The sequence below is a fragment of the Vibrio neonatus genome (genome assembly GCF_024346975.1).
GTDB classification, from domain to species: domain Bacteria; phylum Pseudomonadota; class Gammaproteobacteria; order Enterobacterales; family Vibrionaceae; genus Vibrio; species Vibrio neonatus.
Genome location: NZ_AP024886.1, coordinates 49,470 through 65,845 on the forward strand (window position 1 = coordinate 49,470; position 16,376 = coordinate 65,845).

10 protein-coding genes and 1 pseudogene are annotated in these 16,376 nt (G+C 41.8%); 6 read left to right on the plus strand and 5 right to left on the minus strand.

Annotation, left to right across the window (positions count from 1 at the left end):
- Both OCU38_RS13030 and OCU38_RS13035 read right to left on the minus strand, forming a co-directional pair.
- Positions 1-1,947, minus strand: a complete 1,947-nt coding sequence (locus OCU38_RS13030; RefSeq protein ID WP_261824676.1) for a TonB-dependent receptor plug domain-containing protein — start codon at positions 1,945-1,947, stop codon at positions 1-3.
- A gap of 306 nt (positions 1,948-2,253) precedes the next feature.
- Positions 2,254-3,639, minus strand: coding sequence for an NCS2 family permease (locus OCU38_RS13035; protein ID WP_261824677.1), 1,386 nt, complete (start codon positions 3,637-3,639; stop codon positions 2,254-2,256).
- Between the two features lie 1,062 nt (positions 3,640-4,701).
- Between OCU38_RS13035 and tnaA the strand changes: the two genes are divergently transcribed.
- The 4 genes from tnaA (at position 4,702) to OCU38_RS13055 (ending at position 8,651) form a co-directional block, all read left to right on the plus strand.
- Positions 4,702-6,168 (plus strand): tryptophanase, encoded by a 1,467-nt coding sequence (gene tnaA, locus OCU38_RS13040; protein WP_261824678.1) that lies wholly within the window; start codon positions 4,702-4,704, stop codon positions 6,166-6,168.
- A 119-nt stretch (positions 6,169-6,287) separates the two neighbouring features.
- Positions 6,288-7,544 (plus strand): aromatic amino acid transporter, encoded by a 1,257-nt coding sequence (locus OCU38_RS13045; RefSeq protein WP_261824679.1) that lies wholly within the window; start codon positions 6,288-6,290, stop codon positions 7,542-7,544.
- A 544-nt stretch (positions 7,545-8,088) separates the two neighbouring features.
- Positions 8,089-8,334 (plus strand): type II toxin-antitoxin system CcdA family antitoxin, encoded by a 246-nt coding sequence (locus OCU38_RS13050; protein ID WP_152820370.1) that lies wholly within the window; start codon positions 8,089-8,091, stop codon positions 8,332-8,334.
- A complete protein-coding gene (locus tag OCU38_RS13055) occupies positions 8,334-8,651 on the plus strand; it encodes a CcdB family protein (protein ID WP_261824680.1) in 318 nt (105 codons plus the stop codon). Before OCU38_RS13050 ends, OCU38_RS13055 begins: the two co-directional genes overlap by 1 nt.
- A 165-nt stretch (positions 8,652-8,816) precedes the next feature.
- On the opposite strand, the gene OCU38_RS13060 is transcribed toward OCU38_RS13055, so the two are convergent.
- Positions 8,817-9,161 carry an antibiotic biosynthesis monooxygenase family protein gene (locus OCU38_RS13060; protein WP_261824681.1) on the minus strand — a complete coding sequence of 115 codons (345 nt, stop codon included), beginning with the start codon at positions 9,159-9,161 and terminating at the stop codon, positions 8,817-8,819.
- A gap of 120 nt (positions 9,162-9,281) precedes the next feature.
- Between OCU38_RS13060 and OCU38_RS13065 the strand changes: the two are divergent.
- Positions 9,282-9,536 (plus strand): annotated as a pseudogene (locus OCU38_RS13065) (helix-turn-helix domain-containing protein); the annotation flags it as partial.
- A 221-nt stretch (positions 9,537-9,757) separates the two neighbouring features.
- Here OCU38_RS13065 and OCU38_RS13070 read toward each other — a convergent pair.
- Together OCU38_RS13070 and OCU38_RS13075 are read right to left on the minus strand one after the other, a co-directional pair.
- On the minus strand, positions 9,758-10,780 hold the full coding sequence (locus OCU38_RS13070; protein ID WP_261824682.1) for a CGR1 family protein: 1,023 nt from the start codon (positions 10,778-10,780) through the stop codon (positions 9,758-9,760).
- A gap of 446 nt (positions 10,781-11,226) precedes the next feature.
- Positions 11,227-13,095: a bifunctional metallophosphatase/5'-nucleotidase gene (locus OCU38_RS13075; RefSeq protein WP_261824683.1), complete on the minus strand. Its 1,869-nt coding sequence runs from the start codon at positions 13,093-13,095 to the stop codon at positions 11,227-11,229.
- Positions 13,096-13,457: 362 nt separating this feature from the next.
- Here OCU38_RS13075 and OCU38_RS13080 point away from each other — a divergent pair, with 362 nt between their 5' ends.
- Complete coding sequence (locus OCU38_RS13080) at positions 13,458-16,175, plus strand: ExeM/NucH family extracellular endonuclease (RefSeq protein ID WP_261824684.1); 2,718 nt, start codon at positions 13,458-13,460, stop codon at positions 16,173-16,175.
- Positions 16,176-16,376 lie beyond the last annotated feature (201 nt).

The following is a 16,376-nucleotide window of genomic DNA, read 5'->3' on the forward strand; positions in this document are numbered from 1 at the left end:
TTAGAACTGATACTCCGCTCTAAAGTAGACTTCTCTTGGCTGAATCGCATAACTAAATAGTGCTGACTCATCTTGCAGGTAAGTATCTAGCAGATTGTTAATACCGACTGAGCCAAAGAAATCACCACGATGGTATTTCGCCGCTAGGTTATACACTTGGTAGCTTGGGAGCGTGTTTGATTCATAGGTTTGCTTGCCAACATGTCTTGCTGACACCAAAGTGGTGATGGTGTCTGTCGCTTGCCAATTCAGACCCACATACGCTTGAGTTTCAGGTTTGTTTTCAATTTTCTCACCGGTTTGCGCTTCTTTGGCATCCAGTAAGGTCATGTTGAGATCGATGAATACCGATTGCGTAATGTCTAAATGGCCTTGCCACTCTAGGCCTTTAATATCCGCCTCTTCGACATTCAGGTATTGGTATTTAGTGAAACCCGCCGTTGGGCGACCTTGGCAGTTTTCAACACATTGCGTGACAATCAAGTTTTCAACGTCATTTTGGAACAAGGTCACGCCCGTAGACCAGCGATCTGCTTGGTATTCTACGGAGATTTCGTAGCTTTGGTTTTTCTCAGGTTGCAAATCGGCATTGCCAATAATATCGAACGGTCGACCACTGCCAATGCTAAGATAATCTGGAGATAACTGCTTAATGGTTGGCGCTTTATAGCCTTCACCATAGCCACCTTTTATCGTCCAATTTTCTGTTGGCGAGTAAACTAGGTACGCGCGCGGAGAAATATTTTCACCAAACTCAGAGTGCTCATCGATGCGAGCTCCGGCTAAAAATGACACGCTTTCGGTGATTTTAAAATCGCCTTGCGCAAACAATGCCCCTTGACTCATTGAATCGCCACCGGTGCTTAAATCGGCACTGCTGAGATCTTCATGACGCCACTGACCACCAAGGGTAATTTGATGTTGCCCAACGTAAAATTGACCTTGCCCTTCGATGATATTTTCTGTCACTTTGTTGGAAGTATTGGCATCTCCAACTGTCTTGCTATTAGTTTGATCAACGCTAGAGCCATAAACGCTAACTGTAGTGTCAAAGTTATCCCAATAACCAGAGTGGGTAACCGCATAATCGAGTGTGTCGTAGCTCGAAGTACTGCGAGTAAGCTCTCCTACGCCTGTGCCACTGCTGATCACATAGTCATACCAAGTTTGCTGCTGCCCATAGCGCAGGCTAACATCAAGCTCTTGCGAGTCACTGATAATGCCTTTGAATTGAGTATCAATGTACTGATTACGGTTACCAGAAATATCCGTTTCCGTCGCATCATAACGATTTTCAATCAGACCTTGATAATAACTACCAGCCGATAGCTTCATATACAGCTTATCTTGCACCAGTGCGCCAGAGGTCTGTACTTCACCATTGAATCGGTTGTCACCATCAGAGGTTGTCGTGCCACCATGCGCCGAAACGATCGACCGCCATTCATTACTCACAGACTTAGTAATGACGTTAACCACGCCACCTAGCGCATCAGAGCCATACAGCGCCGACATTGGGCCTTTGATGACTTCAATTCTTTCAATGTCCGACACTGGAATATTTTTCAGTTCCACATTGGCATGCCCAATTAAGTCCGATGCACGACTAGTACGACGACCATTGATAAGAATCAGCGTTTGCGATGTATCCATGCCGCGGATCTCAATGCCTTTTTGACCTAGACCGATATCGGCAATATTAACGCCAACAGTGTTGACCAAAGCATCAGAAAGGTTGTTGTAAGGCATTGCCTGCAACTGTTCATTGGTAATAACCGAAACACTGGCAGGTGCACTAGATAATGTTTTTTCGTAAGAGGTAGCAGTGATCACGTGAGTTTCATCCACTGCAATTTCTTCGGCAAAGACTTGAGGAGAAAGAATTTGAGCAGACAAAAGACCAGCAATGCTCATGCTTTGGCGAGGACGACTTAAAAGGGGTTGCATGTTTTTCCTAATGTTTACTTGCTACAAGTTGCGATGTTATAACATATCATTTGTAGATAAGTAAAATATTGTTACACCCATCACAAAAATTAAGTGCTCAAGTATCGCGTAAGAAAAGGGTTTAAAATCAAGACGTAACTTGCCAGTAAGCGGATGTTCTACAAGTAAAACGCCGCTATCAAGATGACACAACAGAATAATAGCTAGGATTAGGATAAGCCGAATAGCAGATAAAAAAATACCCAGCCAATTGGCTGGGTATTGTATGAATAACTTTAATGAAGCTGTGTAGCTATGTAGCTAGGCTTAGATAGCCCAACCACCAGCGTAGAACACAACCAAAATAATGGTGATCAATAAGATACCGAAGTTTAGACGTTTCCACTCACCCGCGAACACACGGCCAACCACTAGACACATGAAGCCAAGCATAATGCCCGTTACGATGTTGCCTGTGAGTACGATAAATACCGCACATACTAGGCCTGAAAGTGCATCAACTGAATCTTCAAAGTCCAGTTTACGAACGTTACCTAGCATCAACAGACCTACGTACATAAGTGCAGGTGCAGTTGCGTAAGAAGGAACAAGGTAGCTAATTGGCGCCACAAACAATAGTAGAAGGAACAGAACGCCAACCGTTACCGCAGTTAGACCTGTTTTACCACCTGCTGCTGTACCTGCTGCTGATTCAATGTAAACCGCTGCTGGCGCGCCACCTACAGCACCAGATACGATGCTAGAGATAGAATCCGAAGTCAGTGCTTTGCCACCATCGATGATGTTGCCTTTCTTATCAAGAAGGTTAGCTTGACCTGCTACTGCGCGGATTGTACCCGTTGCATCAAAAATCGCTGTCATTACCAATGCCAGTACACTTGGTAGTACGATTGGGTTAAGTGCGCCCATGATATCCATAGAGCCAATCAAAGAGCTGTCACCGCCGATACTAGGCAGAGCGAAGAAACCTTGGTATTGCACAGCAGGGTCAAAAATAAGACCAAAGATCGAGATAGCCACGATAACCAATAGAATGCCGCCAGGAACTTGACGTTTTTCTAGGCCAAAAATCGCCGCTAGACCTAGCATTGACATGATTACAGGTAGTGAAGTGAATTCACCCAAAGTCACAGGCAAGCCAGCAACTGGGTTTTTGATCACAAGACCAACACCACTTGCGGCGATAAGTAGCAAGAATAAACCAATACCAATGCCCGTACCGTGCGCGATACCTGAGGGTAAGTTGGTTAAAATCCACTGACGTACACCCGTTACGGTAATAGCCGTAAAGACCACACCCATTAGGAATACCGCACCTAAAGCCACAGGAATAGATACGCCCTGACCTAGCACTAAGCTATAAGCGGTAAATGCCGTCAATGAGATAGCACAACCAATCGCCATTGGAAGATTTGCCCAAAAGCCCATAAGTAGTGAACCAAAAGCCGCCACTAAACAGGTTGCGATAAACACAGAACCTTGGTCAAAACCTGCGTTGCCTAGCATGCTTGGTACAACGATAACGGAATACACCATAGCTAAGAAGGTAGTTAAACCTGCTACTACTTCACGGCGAACGTTACTTCCGCGCTGTGAAATCAAAAAGAATGTATCAAGCCAGCCGCCAGTAGCCGCTGTGCCATTATCATTCAGTCCCGTTTTTGAGGACTGATTTGATGTATTCTCGGACATTTTGTTTCCTTTGTGTTTGCTGGAAAAGCCGCTGACAAGCTCTTTTTCCATAAAAGTGTTAGTAAAAATTTCAGTGGCGAAAAAATACAGCTAAACGTTTGCGTGTGCAATAGCTAAAATCGTTTGCACGCCATATTTCGCAGAAAAAATGAACAGCGTACTAAGAATAAGCCAGATTCTGAATAAATGGCTAATCACATCCTTTGAAAAGCATTAGCTTCATCCAGCAACAAGCCACATAAAAGGAATAGCAACTATTCACCAAGGATAAAACTACCCTTCATAATAATGAACAGCGTATTCAATACTAAACCAATACCACTTACATATTCTTTATAACCACATTCAGGCAATTTAAAACAAAATAGAGGACTAAAGAATAAATTTGACAGTGATCAAATTAAATATCGCCAGGTACTCACTTCAGCTCTATTTTAATAGTAAATACAACCTATCTGTGATCTTCATTTGTTCATTCGTCACAATTATAATTAACGGCTATTTCATTCATTATTCATATGCACTATTATTCTTTCCATCAAATTATACATTGCAGAATAAAACGGAGACATCAAATGTCTATGTACTACAAATCGCAATCTGAGAAAGAGCTAACCCTGTTAGCTTGGTATAATATTGATCATCAGTTGTCTTTTCACCTATCGTCAGAATAACCCCATAACCTCTTGTTATAGGTCGCTATTTTAGTTCTTACTACTTGCTATCAAGCATAAACTCACAACATAGATCCACTCATTAATTTGTTTAGGTCTATCCTGTGATCATTGTCTTTTAGCTTAGCCGTAGAGCAATTAAGTATAACATTAAATTATATAGACAATATTAAAGCTCAATATAGTTAACTGTTATTTATATAAATATCGATCTATAACATTAATAATATTGCTCCACCAATAAAGCTTAACTCTAATTAAATAATAGAGTGAGTTCGACTATTTACGTGATTAATAAAATAGATTCAATAAATACACGTAATTAAAAAATAACATCCTATATTATATAAGTGGTGTTCTATACACCCAAAAATCCAAAGGTACTATTATGGAAAACTTTAAGCATCTACCAGAACCATTCCGCATCCGTGTAATCGAGCCTGTGAAACGTACAACTCTTGAGTATCGTGAGCAAGCTATCATCAAATCAGGAATGAACCCGTTTCTACTGGACAGTGAAGATGTATTTGTTGACCTACTAACAGACAGTGGCACCGGCGCTATTACTCAAGAAATGCAAGCCGCTATGCTACGTGGTGATGAAGCCTACAGTGGTAGCCGCAGCTACTACGCTCTAGCAAATGCCGTAAAAGACATCTTCGGTTACGAGCACACGATTCCAACTCACCAAGGACGTGGTGCAGAGCAGATTTATATTCCTGTTCTTATTAAGAAGCGTGAAATGGAGAAAGGCCTAGACCGTAATAAGATGGTTGCACTTTCTAACTACTTCTTCGATACAACTCAAGGCCACACTCAAGTTAACTGCTGTGTTGCGAAAAACGTATATACAGAAGAAGCATTTGATACTTCAGTAAACGCAGACTTTAAAGGCAACTTCGACTTAGTAAAACTAGAAGAAGCTATTTTAGAAGCAGGCCCTAACAACGTACCTTACATTGTTAGCACCATCACTTGTAACTCTGCAGGTGGTCAGCCAGTTTCTATTGCTAACCTAAAAGCTGTGTACGAAATGGCACAAAAATATGACATCCCAGTCATCATGGATTCTGCTCGCTACGCTGAAAATGCTTACTTTATTCAGCAACGTGAAGAAGGCTACCAAGATTGGACTATCCAAGAAATCACTCGCGAAACCTACAAGTATGCTGACGGCCTAGCAATGTCTGCTAAGAAAGACGCAATGGTACAAATGGGCGGCTTGTTGTGTTTCAAAGATGACTCAATGCTAGATTCGTACACTGAATGTCGTACTTTGTGTGTGGTTCAAGAAGGCTTCCCTACTTACGGCGGTCTTGAAGGTGGCGCAATGGAGCGTCTAGCGGTTGGTCTATATGACGGCATGCGTCAAGAGTGGCTAGCGTACCGTATCGGTCAGGTTCAATACTTGGTTGATGGCCTAGAGAAAATTGGCATTGTTTGTCAGCAAGCAGGTGGACACGCAGCATTCGTTGATGCAGGCAAACTTCTTCCGCATATCCCTGCTGGTCAATTCCCAGCACACGCACTGGCTTGTGAACTGTACAAAGTGGCCGGTATCCGTGCGGTTGAAATTGGTTCTCTACTACTGGGCCGCGATCCTGCAACAGGTAAGCAGCACCCATGTCCAGCAGAGCTACTGCGTTTGACTATCCCACGCGCAACTTACACGCAAACACACATGGACTTCGTTATCGAAGCATTCCAAAAAGTGAAAGAGAATGCAGCCAATGTGAAAGGACTTGAGTTCACTTATGAGCCTAAAGTATTGCGTCACTTCACTGCACGACTAAAAGAAGTTGAGCCAGTAAAAGTAGCTCCTAAAGCTGAAGAAAAAGTACTAGAAACAGCATAAGCAACAAAATTTAAGGCCTCAATTTTTGGGGCCTTTTTATATTTCAGGCCCAAAAAACCATCATAAATAAAAATAGGTTTGGGTATTAAATTCTAATAACGTGAAACAAAGGATCATCTATGGCACAAAGTATTGATATGCCCTTGGAAAAACAGGGAGCGAAGGAGAAAGGTCCTTCCTTAATTGGAGGAGCATGTATCATTGCTAGCGTCTGTGTGGGCGCGGGAATGTTAGGCCTTCCTAGTGCGGGAGCTGGCGCATGGACTTTCTGGTCAATCGTTGCTATTTCCCTAACGATGGCAGTTATGACCATCTCTGGTTGGATGTTACTTGAAGCGTACAAAAGCTACGATCTAAAAGCTTCTTTTAACACAGTAACTAAAGACATTCTTGGGGAAAAAGTTAACCTATTTAACAACTTAACTGTTTATTTTGTAGGCGGCATCTTGCTATACGCTTACATCACTTCTTCAGGTTTGATCCTGCAAGATATGCTTGGCGTAAGCAGTCAGATCTCCTCTATACTATTTGTTTTAGTTTTCTCCATTTTTGTCTGGCACTCTACTCGCGCTGTAGACCGTATTTCGGTCGTTCTCATTACTTTTATGATTTTAAGTTTTGTATTTGGCGTATCAGGTTTAGCGGTCAATGTTGATTTCGCTATTTTATCTGACTCAGCAAACAGCAACGCCAGTTACACTCCTTATGTATTAGCTATGTTACCAGTAGCATTGACCTCTTTTGGCTACCACCATTCTGTAGGTTCTATGCGTTCTTATTACGGTGATGAGAAAAGAGCCAGTAAAGCGATTCTACTTGGTACAAGTATCGCATTAGCTTTGTACTTCCTATGGTTATTCAGCATTTTTGGCAACCTGCCACGTGCTGACTTTGTACCTATCATCGAGCAAGGTGGTAACATTGACGCACTACTTGGCGCTTTAGGTTCGGTCATTGAATCTGAGCGAGTAGCAAGTGCAATCAACACCTTCTCTATGGCGGCTATCTTGTCATCGTTCATTGGTGTAGGTCTGGGCGTATTTGATTACCTTGCTGACTTGTGCAAATTTGATGACACCAAACAAGGCCGTAGTAAAACTTGGGCTGTGACTTTCCTACCACCACTAGTGCTTTCTTTACTGTTCCCATTCGGTTTTGTGATCGCTATCGGTTACGCAGGCGCAGCAGCAACAGTATGGACTTGTATCATCCCTGCACTTCTAGTGTACAAAGCACGTAAAACAAATACTGATGAAAACACCTTTAAAGCACCTGGCGGCAACGCGATGGTTTACGGCGTAATTGCTTTTGGTGTGTTAACTGCGGTATTCCACTTTATGTCTATGGTCGGTTTCCTACCTGCATTTACTGGTTAAGCTGTAGATTTTTAGTTAATTAATTAGTCATTTTTAATAGCAAAAAAGAAAGCAGAAGTACCAAACATTACGCTTTGCTGTTGCTTTAACCTTACAAATGCACTCAAACGCCTTAATGATAGTCATCCCAGACTCATTGAGGCGTTTTTTTGGGATAGATATTTGTTTTATGGGGTATTTTTTGGCGTAAAGATCTAGCTTGTTGTTGGACAACAGTGTTTTAGATCTGTAGTACTGAGGCGCCATTGTTCCATAGGAAGCACTATAAATGGATTGGGGTTTCCGCTTAGTAAATGTTGCAAATAAGCTAAACCATTAAGCGCAAAAAATGACAGGTAAAATTTTACTCACTGACTTATTTAGTACCTTTTTCACATTACGCCCAATTAAAGGGTGAGCCACACTAGCACAACACCCAATTTAGATGCCGTAAACACTAAACTTGACCCAAACCAAAAATGCCAAGCGTGGGGAAAATTGTTTGTTATATGTCTAGCGCACACCTATAATTAATGCGCATACAAAATACGCATGGGTTGATACTATGAGAAACGCATTTGATAGACAAGCACCAAAGAAAGCAGCCAATTTAAGTTTGAATAGCGAGCTGCTAGCAGAGGCGAAACGTCTGAAGATTAACTTGTCAGCAACAATGGAAAAAGCCCTTGAGAAAGAAGTAAGCCAACGCCTTAAAGCTGAATGGCAAGAGCAAAATGCTGAAGCTATCAATGCTTGCAACGAGCTCACTGAAAAGCATGGTCTATTTTCTGACTCTTACCGAGTATTCTAATGTCACAATTTGCGCTATACCAAAACAACGATAAGGGCACTGCAACTGCTTACCCTTACTTTGTTGATGTTCAGAGCGAATTACTCGATACACTGAACACCCGACTAGTCATCCCACTAACACCTGTTGAATTGTTAGAAAAGAAAGCACCTAGTCACCTATGCCCTGTGATACATATTGATGAAGGTGACTTCGTTATTTTGACTCACCAAATGGCAAGTGTACCAACTAAAATCCTACGTGAGCCTGTCAATGAACTCAGCACATTTAGAGACGAGATCATTGCCGCTATCGACTTTCTGATTACTGGCATATAGCGCCTTGCTCATGAGCGCGTTATGCGAAGCTACTTTTGGTGTAATAATGGGAGCTTGCGACCTTGCACCAAAAGTCGCTTAGAAAAATGAGTCTGCGTGCAGCAACTTAAACACTAAACGCAACGCATAACAAATCGGCTCGTGACAATTATCAATTTCGTCATATCACCCATGAACTTCGATGCTATCTTTAGGGGCTTCAGAGCGATGGTTTATACCATAGTCCCTCATAACACCTGCGACCCTCAGTCGATAGTCTTTAAATACTCCACCACGCCCTTTAGATTGTGCGTACCTGTGCGACTCTAATGCACGCCACTCTTGAATTGACTCTTCATTTTCCCAAAATGAAAGAGACAGGACTTTGCCTTCATTGGTAAGGCTTTGAAAACGCTCAACGGAAATAAACCCTTCTATCTCAAACAATTGTGACTTTATCTCATTGGCGATATCTAAGTATTCTGCCGTTTTACCCTCAGCAATTTGAACTTCAAAAATAACAGCTATCATATTTTATTCTCTTTGATCTGCTTGAATTGATATGAGCATTCTAACAAACTGATTTATTGATACTTGGTTCTAGGTCGAAGTGTGGTGGTATATAGGTTTAAATTCTGGTCTAGCTTGGAAATGCTGGGGAGCGCCATTCGCTCAAAGCGCACCGATAGAGGCTGGCGTATTGATGATCTCGCTTCAAAAGCTAATTTATCTCGTAGGACGATCATGAAGATTGAAAAAGGCGATACCAGTGTCACCTTTACCAATGTACTTGTCCTCATGGATATCTTAGGACTGTCGTTACGCCTTATCGACTTAAACTTATTTGTTCATCCACATAACCAAATAACCTCCCAAGGTGAAAACAGTGTGAGAAGCAATTCGGAACCGAAACAGAGTTCTCGTTCATCTATGAAGATGAATGGAAACACACTGGTGTCCCTATTTCACCACACATCCCTTTTGATGATCAGGCTTCGCCACGAAGTATCGAGAACTATCTCAGGGTCAGGTCTTGAATTTTGCTTTTGAAGGTTTTTGTGCAAAAGGAAAGACCTGACCCCATTTATTGCTTATTTGGCTTAAGCTAGTAGTTCAATCAAACTAAATTAACGTATTACCTTATCGCGACATGCCTCATCAGCCATGTGGTAGGTTGCAGTGAATCCAGAGAGATCAAATTTCGCTCCGTAGAGACTCACTCCACCAGTGAAGTTTTGTAGGTTGTCAATATCAACTCTTACACTGCTTTGGTGTTTAAATACTGAGATTAGATTATCTGGGATTGGATAAATTGAATACTCAACTTGTTGACCATATTGACCTTGGGATAGGGACTTTATTAAATCGATTTTGGCAGGAGCGGACGCTATTACACCTTTTTCACTAGTAAAGCGTAGCTGAACACTTTTTCTATAGATGTCTACATGGTCGGCCAGGTTTGCTTTGAGGGTTAACATAACAGTTCGGCTGTCACAATCGTCAAGTCGTCGCAGAACACCAAGAAAACTACCGTTGTTTGAGTTTGTCGCATTCATCATGACGTAGTTGTTAACAGAGGCTACACGCCACGCTTTGTATTCCCAAATTGGGACTGAGAGTTTTCCGGTATTTTCAGTTTTCTTGGTGGCTACAACTTTTGTTTCTGTTGCTGTCTCTGTTTGTATTTGCGGCTGGTTATCCCAAATTAAACTTACCTGATACCCAAAAGTACCGATAAGGATGATGATAAAATACCACTTTACTCGGCGCTTACTGGCTTCAATTCTTTTGGCTTTCTTGATAGCTTTGAGTTCGACCTTTCGCTGTTTTTCTTGTCTTTTCAGTTCGGCCTTTTGTTGTTTTTCTTGCCTTTTTTGTTCATGTATTGCGTTATACTGCTCAAGGCTCATGAAACTAGGCCTACCAAAAACCTTATTGGCAATAGCAAACCCTATGGTTATTTCGATAACCGCAGCACCCGCAAATATAATCCCAAAGCTGGCAGATGAAATAATGAACGCGATAGCGAACAGAGCTAGTATCCCTACTAAGAAGGGGTGATTTTCTACATTTGAATCTATTTTTTCTTCGCGCAGAAAACACCAAAGGACCACACCAAGTGTGATCCCAAATAAAACGCGTTCTATCATTTTGGATTACTCTTATCTTTTGCTATTCATGACTTTTTGTGAATCAAAGTCATGGTGTTAATTTTTTTTTGGGGGGTAAAGGTCATATGATTTCAAAAGCCATACATTCCATATACTCATCATTAACGATAACCTTACCAAACCCAATTTTATAAAGCTGTGTGGTAGTCAACAAATTCCGAACATCGTTTTAATCCAATGGCACATAAATAAGTTTTCCAATACACCCTGATTACAAATTAAAAGTGCAAACTTTAAACCTCAGCAGCATAAAAATGAGATTGATGAGCTCGTTCAGTATTAGCACGACTAAAGCGCAATACCTTGGCAGAACTACTCTCTTTTTATTTACTCGCTATTAAAAATAAAAAATGAGGCTTATTAATCAATAATAAGCCTCAAGTCTTATACGCTAATTTGCATTAAGCTGTGTTAGCTCAGCACTCTTAGTTTAAAGGAGTGAAGTTTTGTACAGACATTTCAGACGCTTCAGGGATTTCTAAAGACTGACCGTTTGCTTCTAGTTTCTTGATGTAGTTAATCAAAGAATCTGTGTATAGAAGACCAGTATCTTCACGACGGTCTGCATCTTCATATACTTGAACAAATGAGTCATAACTATCACCACCAGCGGCGATGAAGTCGTTTGTTACTACCACGTACTCATTATCTAGTTCAATGTCATGCCACTCACCAAATGTACCATCAGCGTTTTTACGACGAGCTTCTACATTGCTCAGACGTTCACCTTTGGTAGCGTTCATATCGACATCAAAACGCAAGTTCGCTGCCACAGGGAATGCGCCACTTGAGTTGTTTACCGCTACGTTATCAATCGCGTCTTCTAACGTGTTGATAATCTCTTGGCCTGTCATGTCTAAGTTCACTAGAAAGTTAGTAAATGGTACAACGTTGAATGCGTGACCAACAGAAACATCACCTGGTACGATATTCGTACGTACACCGCCACTGTTTTGAATAGCAAGGTCAGAACGCAAAGACATGTCAACAAATGCTTCTGCAACTACGTTAGCTATGATGCTACCGTGCTTGTTCATAAAGTCACGCTCAGTGGTGCCTTCAGGACACAAAGTACTACCAGAAGAGTGATAAGAACCAGGCGTACGCTCATGACATAGTAAGCCGTTGCTGTTGCCGATAATTTCAAGCATTTTTTCTTCAACTTGGTCAGCAAAATGCGCCAGTTTTTCAGAAGTGACTTCGTCTTTGTCAACAATACTTAGCTGTGGAGTATCTGCAATGTACGTTTCGATTGTTTCAATCTGCTCTGCAGTTAGAGTCCCGTCGCTCTCCTCGTCTGGGTTAGTGAACTCATCGCCTAGTAATAGGTGTGGAGTACCCGCACATTGGGTCACGTTACCAGCTTCATCAAAGCTGATGTTTAGCTCGCCAAGTACTTGCGCGTTATCCCAAGCAGTAACAATACATACATCTTCACCAGAAGCATTTGATACTACTGTTGGGTATTCACCTAATGGTTCACCGTAGTCAATTGCATCATAGAATGCTTCATCGCCCAGCAATGTGTGGCTGTCACCACCCACAATCACGTCAACACCAGTTAACTGCCTGGCCATTGCAACGTCATTATCGTATGTGTAGTGCGTAAGCAATACGATCTTGTCTACGCCTTTCTCTTGTAGGGTATCGATGTATTGTTGAGAAGTTTCTACTTCGTCTAGGAAAGTAGTGTCTTCTGAAGGAGAAGATGACACCTGAGTTTTAGCCGCGATATCAATACCGATAACGCCTACTTTCTGTCCTGCTACGTCAAAAATTTTGTACGGCGCATACATATCGTAAATAGGGTTAGTTGGAGGTACATCGATGTTAGCAGCAAGTACTTCTGTACCACATCCGTCAGTGCCATTTTGTAAAGTATCGATGAAGTGAGCCAGTTGCTCGTTACCATCATCAAATTCATGGTTACCTAATGCGAATGCATCAAAACACACTTGGTTCATCATTAGTGCATCAGGAAGCTCTTCACGGAACAAGCTGTAGTACATAGTACCTGTGATTGCATCACCCGCATGCAAACGAAGCGTGTTGTCGTTTTGCAGTTCGTTAAACTTAGTTACAAGGCGTGGGAAACCACCTACTTCAACTTCAGCATCAACACCACCAAGAGTCAACTCAACTGGACCTGTTGCATCTAGTTTTGAGTGATGATCGTTGATGTGCAAAATACGAAGGTCAAATGATTCACCGCTTTGCGCTTCATTATCTGAGCTAGAAGAATTACAACCTACTAAGCCAGCTACAACAGCTAAAGCTAATATTTTCTTGTTCATTTCAATTCCTATTTTTTCAATTTCAGTCTTGTGATGTTGAATATGCGATGCATCCTAAAGTTTATAAATTAAGGAATTATGACAATGATTAATTTGTCATGAATAATTACTTATTGGGGTTTAAATTGAGAACTAAAATATTAACTTACTATGACAGTTACACTTTAATTACATTGCAAAAGAGCATTTATTAGGCGTAATTAACTATAAATTACAGTAAGTTGAGTATTTATAATGTAGAAATGAATATATATATACTTATAAATAAACTCACTATTTTTATAAATTTATCAAAAAATATAAATGTAATATTTAATAATTAAGATTCCGGCCAAGCAAAACAACCTATATCAAGGAAAACAATGAACAAGATAAAAATGGCTTGGACTCTACCCTGCTTATTAGCAGCTGGCGGTGCAAATGCCAATATTATAATTTCAGAAGTGGTTGAAGGATCAGGTAATAATAAAGCCATTGAAATTGCCAACATTGGCGATAGTGCAGTTACTCTAGACGGCTATCTTTTGCAAAAAGAGCTCAACCTTGACGGCGTTTGGGGATCGAGCTTTTCACTTGACGGAATCACTCTACAGCCTTTCGAAACTTACGTTGTTGGAAATTCTAGTGCTGTAGCGGACTTAAAAGCACTATTTGATGACGTAGATAACACCCTTGTAAGCTTCAACGGTAATGACCCACTTCGTCTCGTATTGAACGGTGAAGTGATTGATTTATTTGGACCAAGTGGTGAGTCTGATCATAATTTTAATGATGAGAGGACTATGGTTCGCTGTGACTACTCAGCGAATGGCACTTGGAATGAATCACAGTGGCTAACATTCCCTCAAAATGACTGGAGCGACATAGGTAATATCGCAGCCAGTTGTGATTCGGGAGAAGCGCCTGAAGCACCCGTTGGTGAAGAAGCCACTATTGCACAGCTGCAAGGCGAAGGTCAGTGGTCACCGTACACAGATCCTGCAAACTATCAGTTTGAATCAGAAGAAACGTTTGTTGTAAAAGGCGTTGTCACTCACGTACAAAGTTCAAATCTAGATAACGATCTTCTTACTGGATTCTTTATGCAAGATCCAGCAGACACGACTACCAATGCTTCAAACGGCATTTTTGTTAGCGCTGCTGTTAGCAACATCAAGGTCGGTGACGAAGTTGCGGTTACCGCAAAAGTGCAAGAGCACTACTCTTGGACTCAGCTAGGTTCTACTTCAGCGCGCGCATTTGTTGAAGTGCTTGGCGAAGGTGAAAACATTGAGCCAACGACAATTACCGCCCTTGAAAGCGATGAAAACTTCGAACAAACGCTAGAGCGTTACGAAGGTATGTTGGTGCGTGTAAACGCTGAAACTGACATGCACGTTGCACGTACTTTTGGTTTTGATTACAGCGCATACCGCAACAACATGGTACTGGCTCATCAATCAGTTAACTACCATCCAAACCAACTTAACACGCCACTAACGGATGGCGCAGCTGAGCAAGATGCAAGCAACGCTGATCGTCGTCTATTTGTTGAATCATCAATGGATGCAGCAGATGGCGTTGTACCTTGGTACCCTAACTTTGCAAAAGACAACGGCACAGGCACTAGTGATGACTACATCCGTGTTGGCGCGCAACTTAGCGAAGAAGGTTTAACAGGCGTACTAGGTTACTCATATTCTGAATACCGCCTATACGTACACAACACAGCTGACAACAGCACTTTTGTTGAGAACGAACGTTCACAAGCACCTAACCTAGAAGAGGGAGACTTAGTGGTTTCTAGCTTCAACGTGCTTAACTTCTTCAACTCTCCATTTGGTGGTCGCGATAACCCAACCAACAGCAACCGTGGCGCAGAAAGCGTTGCTGAATTTGATATGCAATTAGAGAAAATCGTTAGTGCATTGGTTGCTATCGACGCTGACATCTACGGTCTAATTGAAATTGAAAACAACGGTTTTGACGAAAACTCTGCTATCCATGTTCTGGTTGAAGCGCTAAACAGTCGTCTAGACGAAGCTGACCAATACCAAATTGCTATGCCTAACGACCTTGAAGGTGAAGGCTTTGTCGGTACAGATGCAATCACTAACAAAATCATTTATCGCCCTAGCACTGCTACGCTAAATGACACTTACGTGATTGAACTGCCACAGCAGCACGTAACAGAAAATGGCAGCACTAAGAGCGCGTATCAGCGTGATGCATTCACTGCTTCTTTCGCTGTTGAAAATGCAGAAAAAGATCTGGTGATCTCGACCAACCACTTCAAATCAAAAGGTTCGACGTGTTGGGAAGATGAAGCAACGGCTGATCAAGAAGACGATGTGAACCTGCAAGGTAGCTGTGAGCACTTCCGTGTATCAGCGGCTTACCAACTGGCTCAAGAGTTGAACAAGATCGACGGCTACAAAGTGGTTATGGGTGACCTTAACAGCTACGGTCAAGAAGATGCTATCTTGGTATTGACCAACCGCGACAATGCACCAGCAGACTATGAAATCCACGCAGCGCGTAACACTTACATTGGTGGCGATGCAACAAACGGTACTCTACTGCACGGTGAAGAAGGCGCGTTAATCGAAGAATCATTTGATTACCTAGACATTGTTGAAGAGCTTAAGCCAAAGACTTACAGCTATTCATACAACGACACTATGGGTACGCTAGATTACGTGCTAGTTGATAATGAGCTTAAAGATTTCGTTGTTGATGCTGAAGTATGGTCAATTAACGCTGTTGAATCGACGTTATTTGAATACGCTAACCAGTACACTGGCGATCTAGTGAAGTTTAACGACGCATACCGCTCTTCTGACCACGATCCAACAATTGTTGTATTCGCATTCAACAACAATGACGAAGGTTCTGAAGACGGCGATGACAACCTACCTGAAGGTGATGACGGTTCTGAAGATGGAGACAACAATACTCCTGAAGGCGATAACGGTAACGACAACGATTCACAAGAAGGTGGCGATGTGCAAGGTTCAAGCGGTGGTAGCTTTGATTTCTTGACCTTAATGCTGATTCTATCTGGATTCTTTGTCCGCGGTCGCGCTAGAAGAAACGTCTAATCTAAAAGCAGCGCTTATGGCTACGAATTGCAATAGCCCGGCAATGTAAACTAGATAGATAAAAAGATAAAAGTAAGCCGACAAATTAAGATTTGTCGGCTTTTTTCATTCTCTGATGCAACAGATCTGTTCATTAAGATCCATTGATTTAAGCCCCATTTATTTAAGGTCTATTCATTCAAGAGCAACTCGATAAAGTGA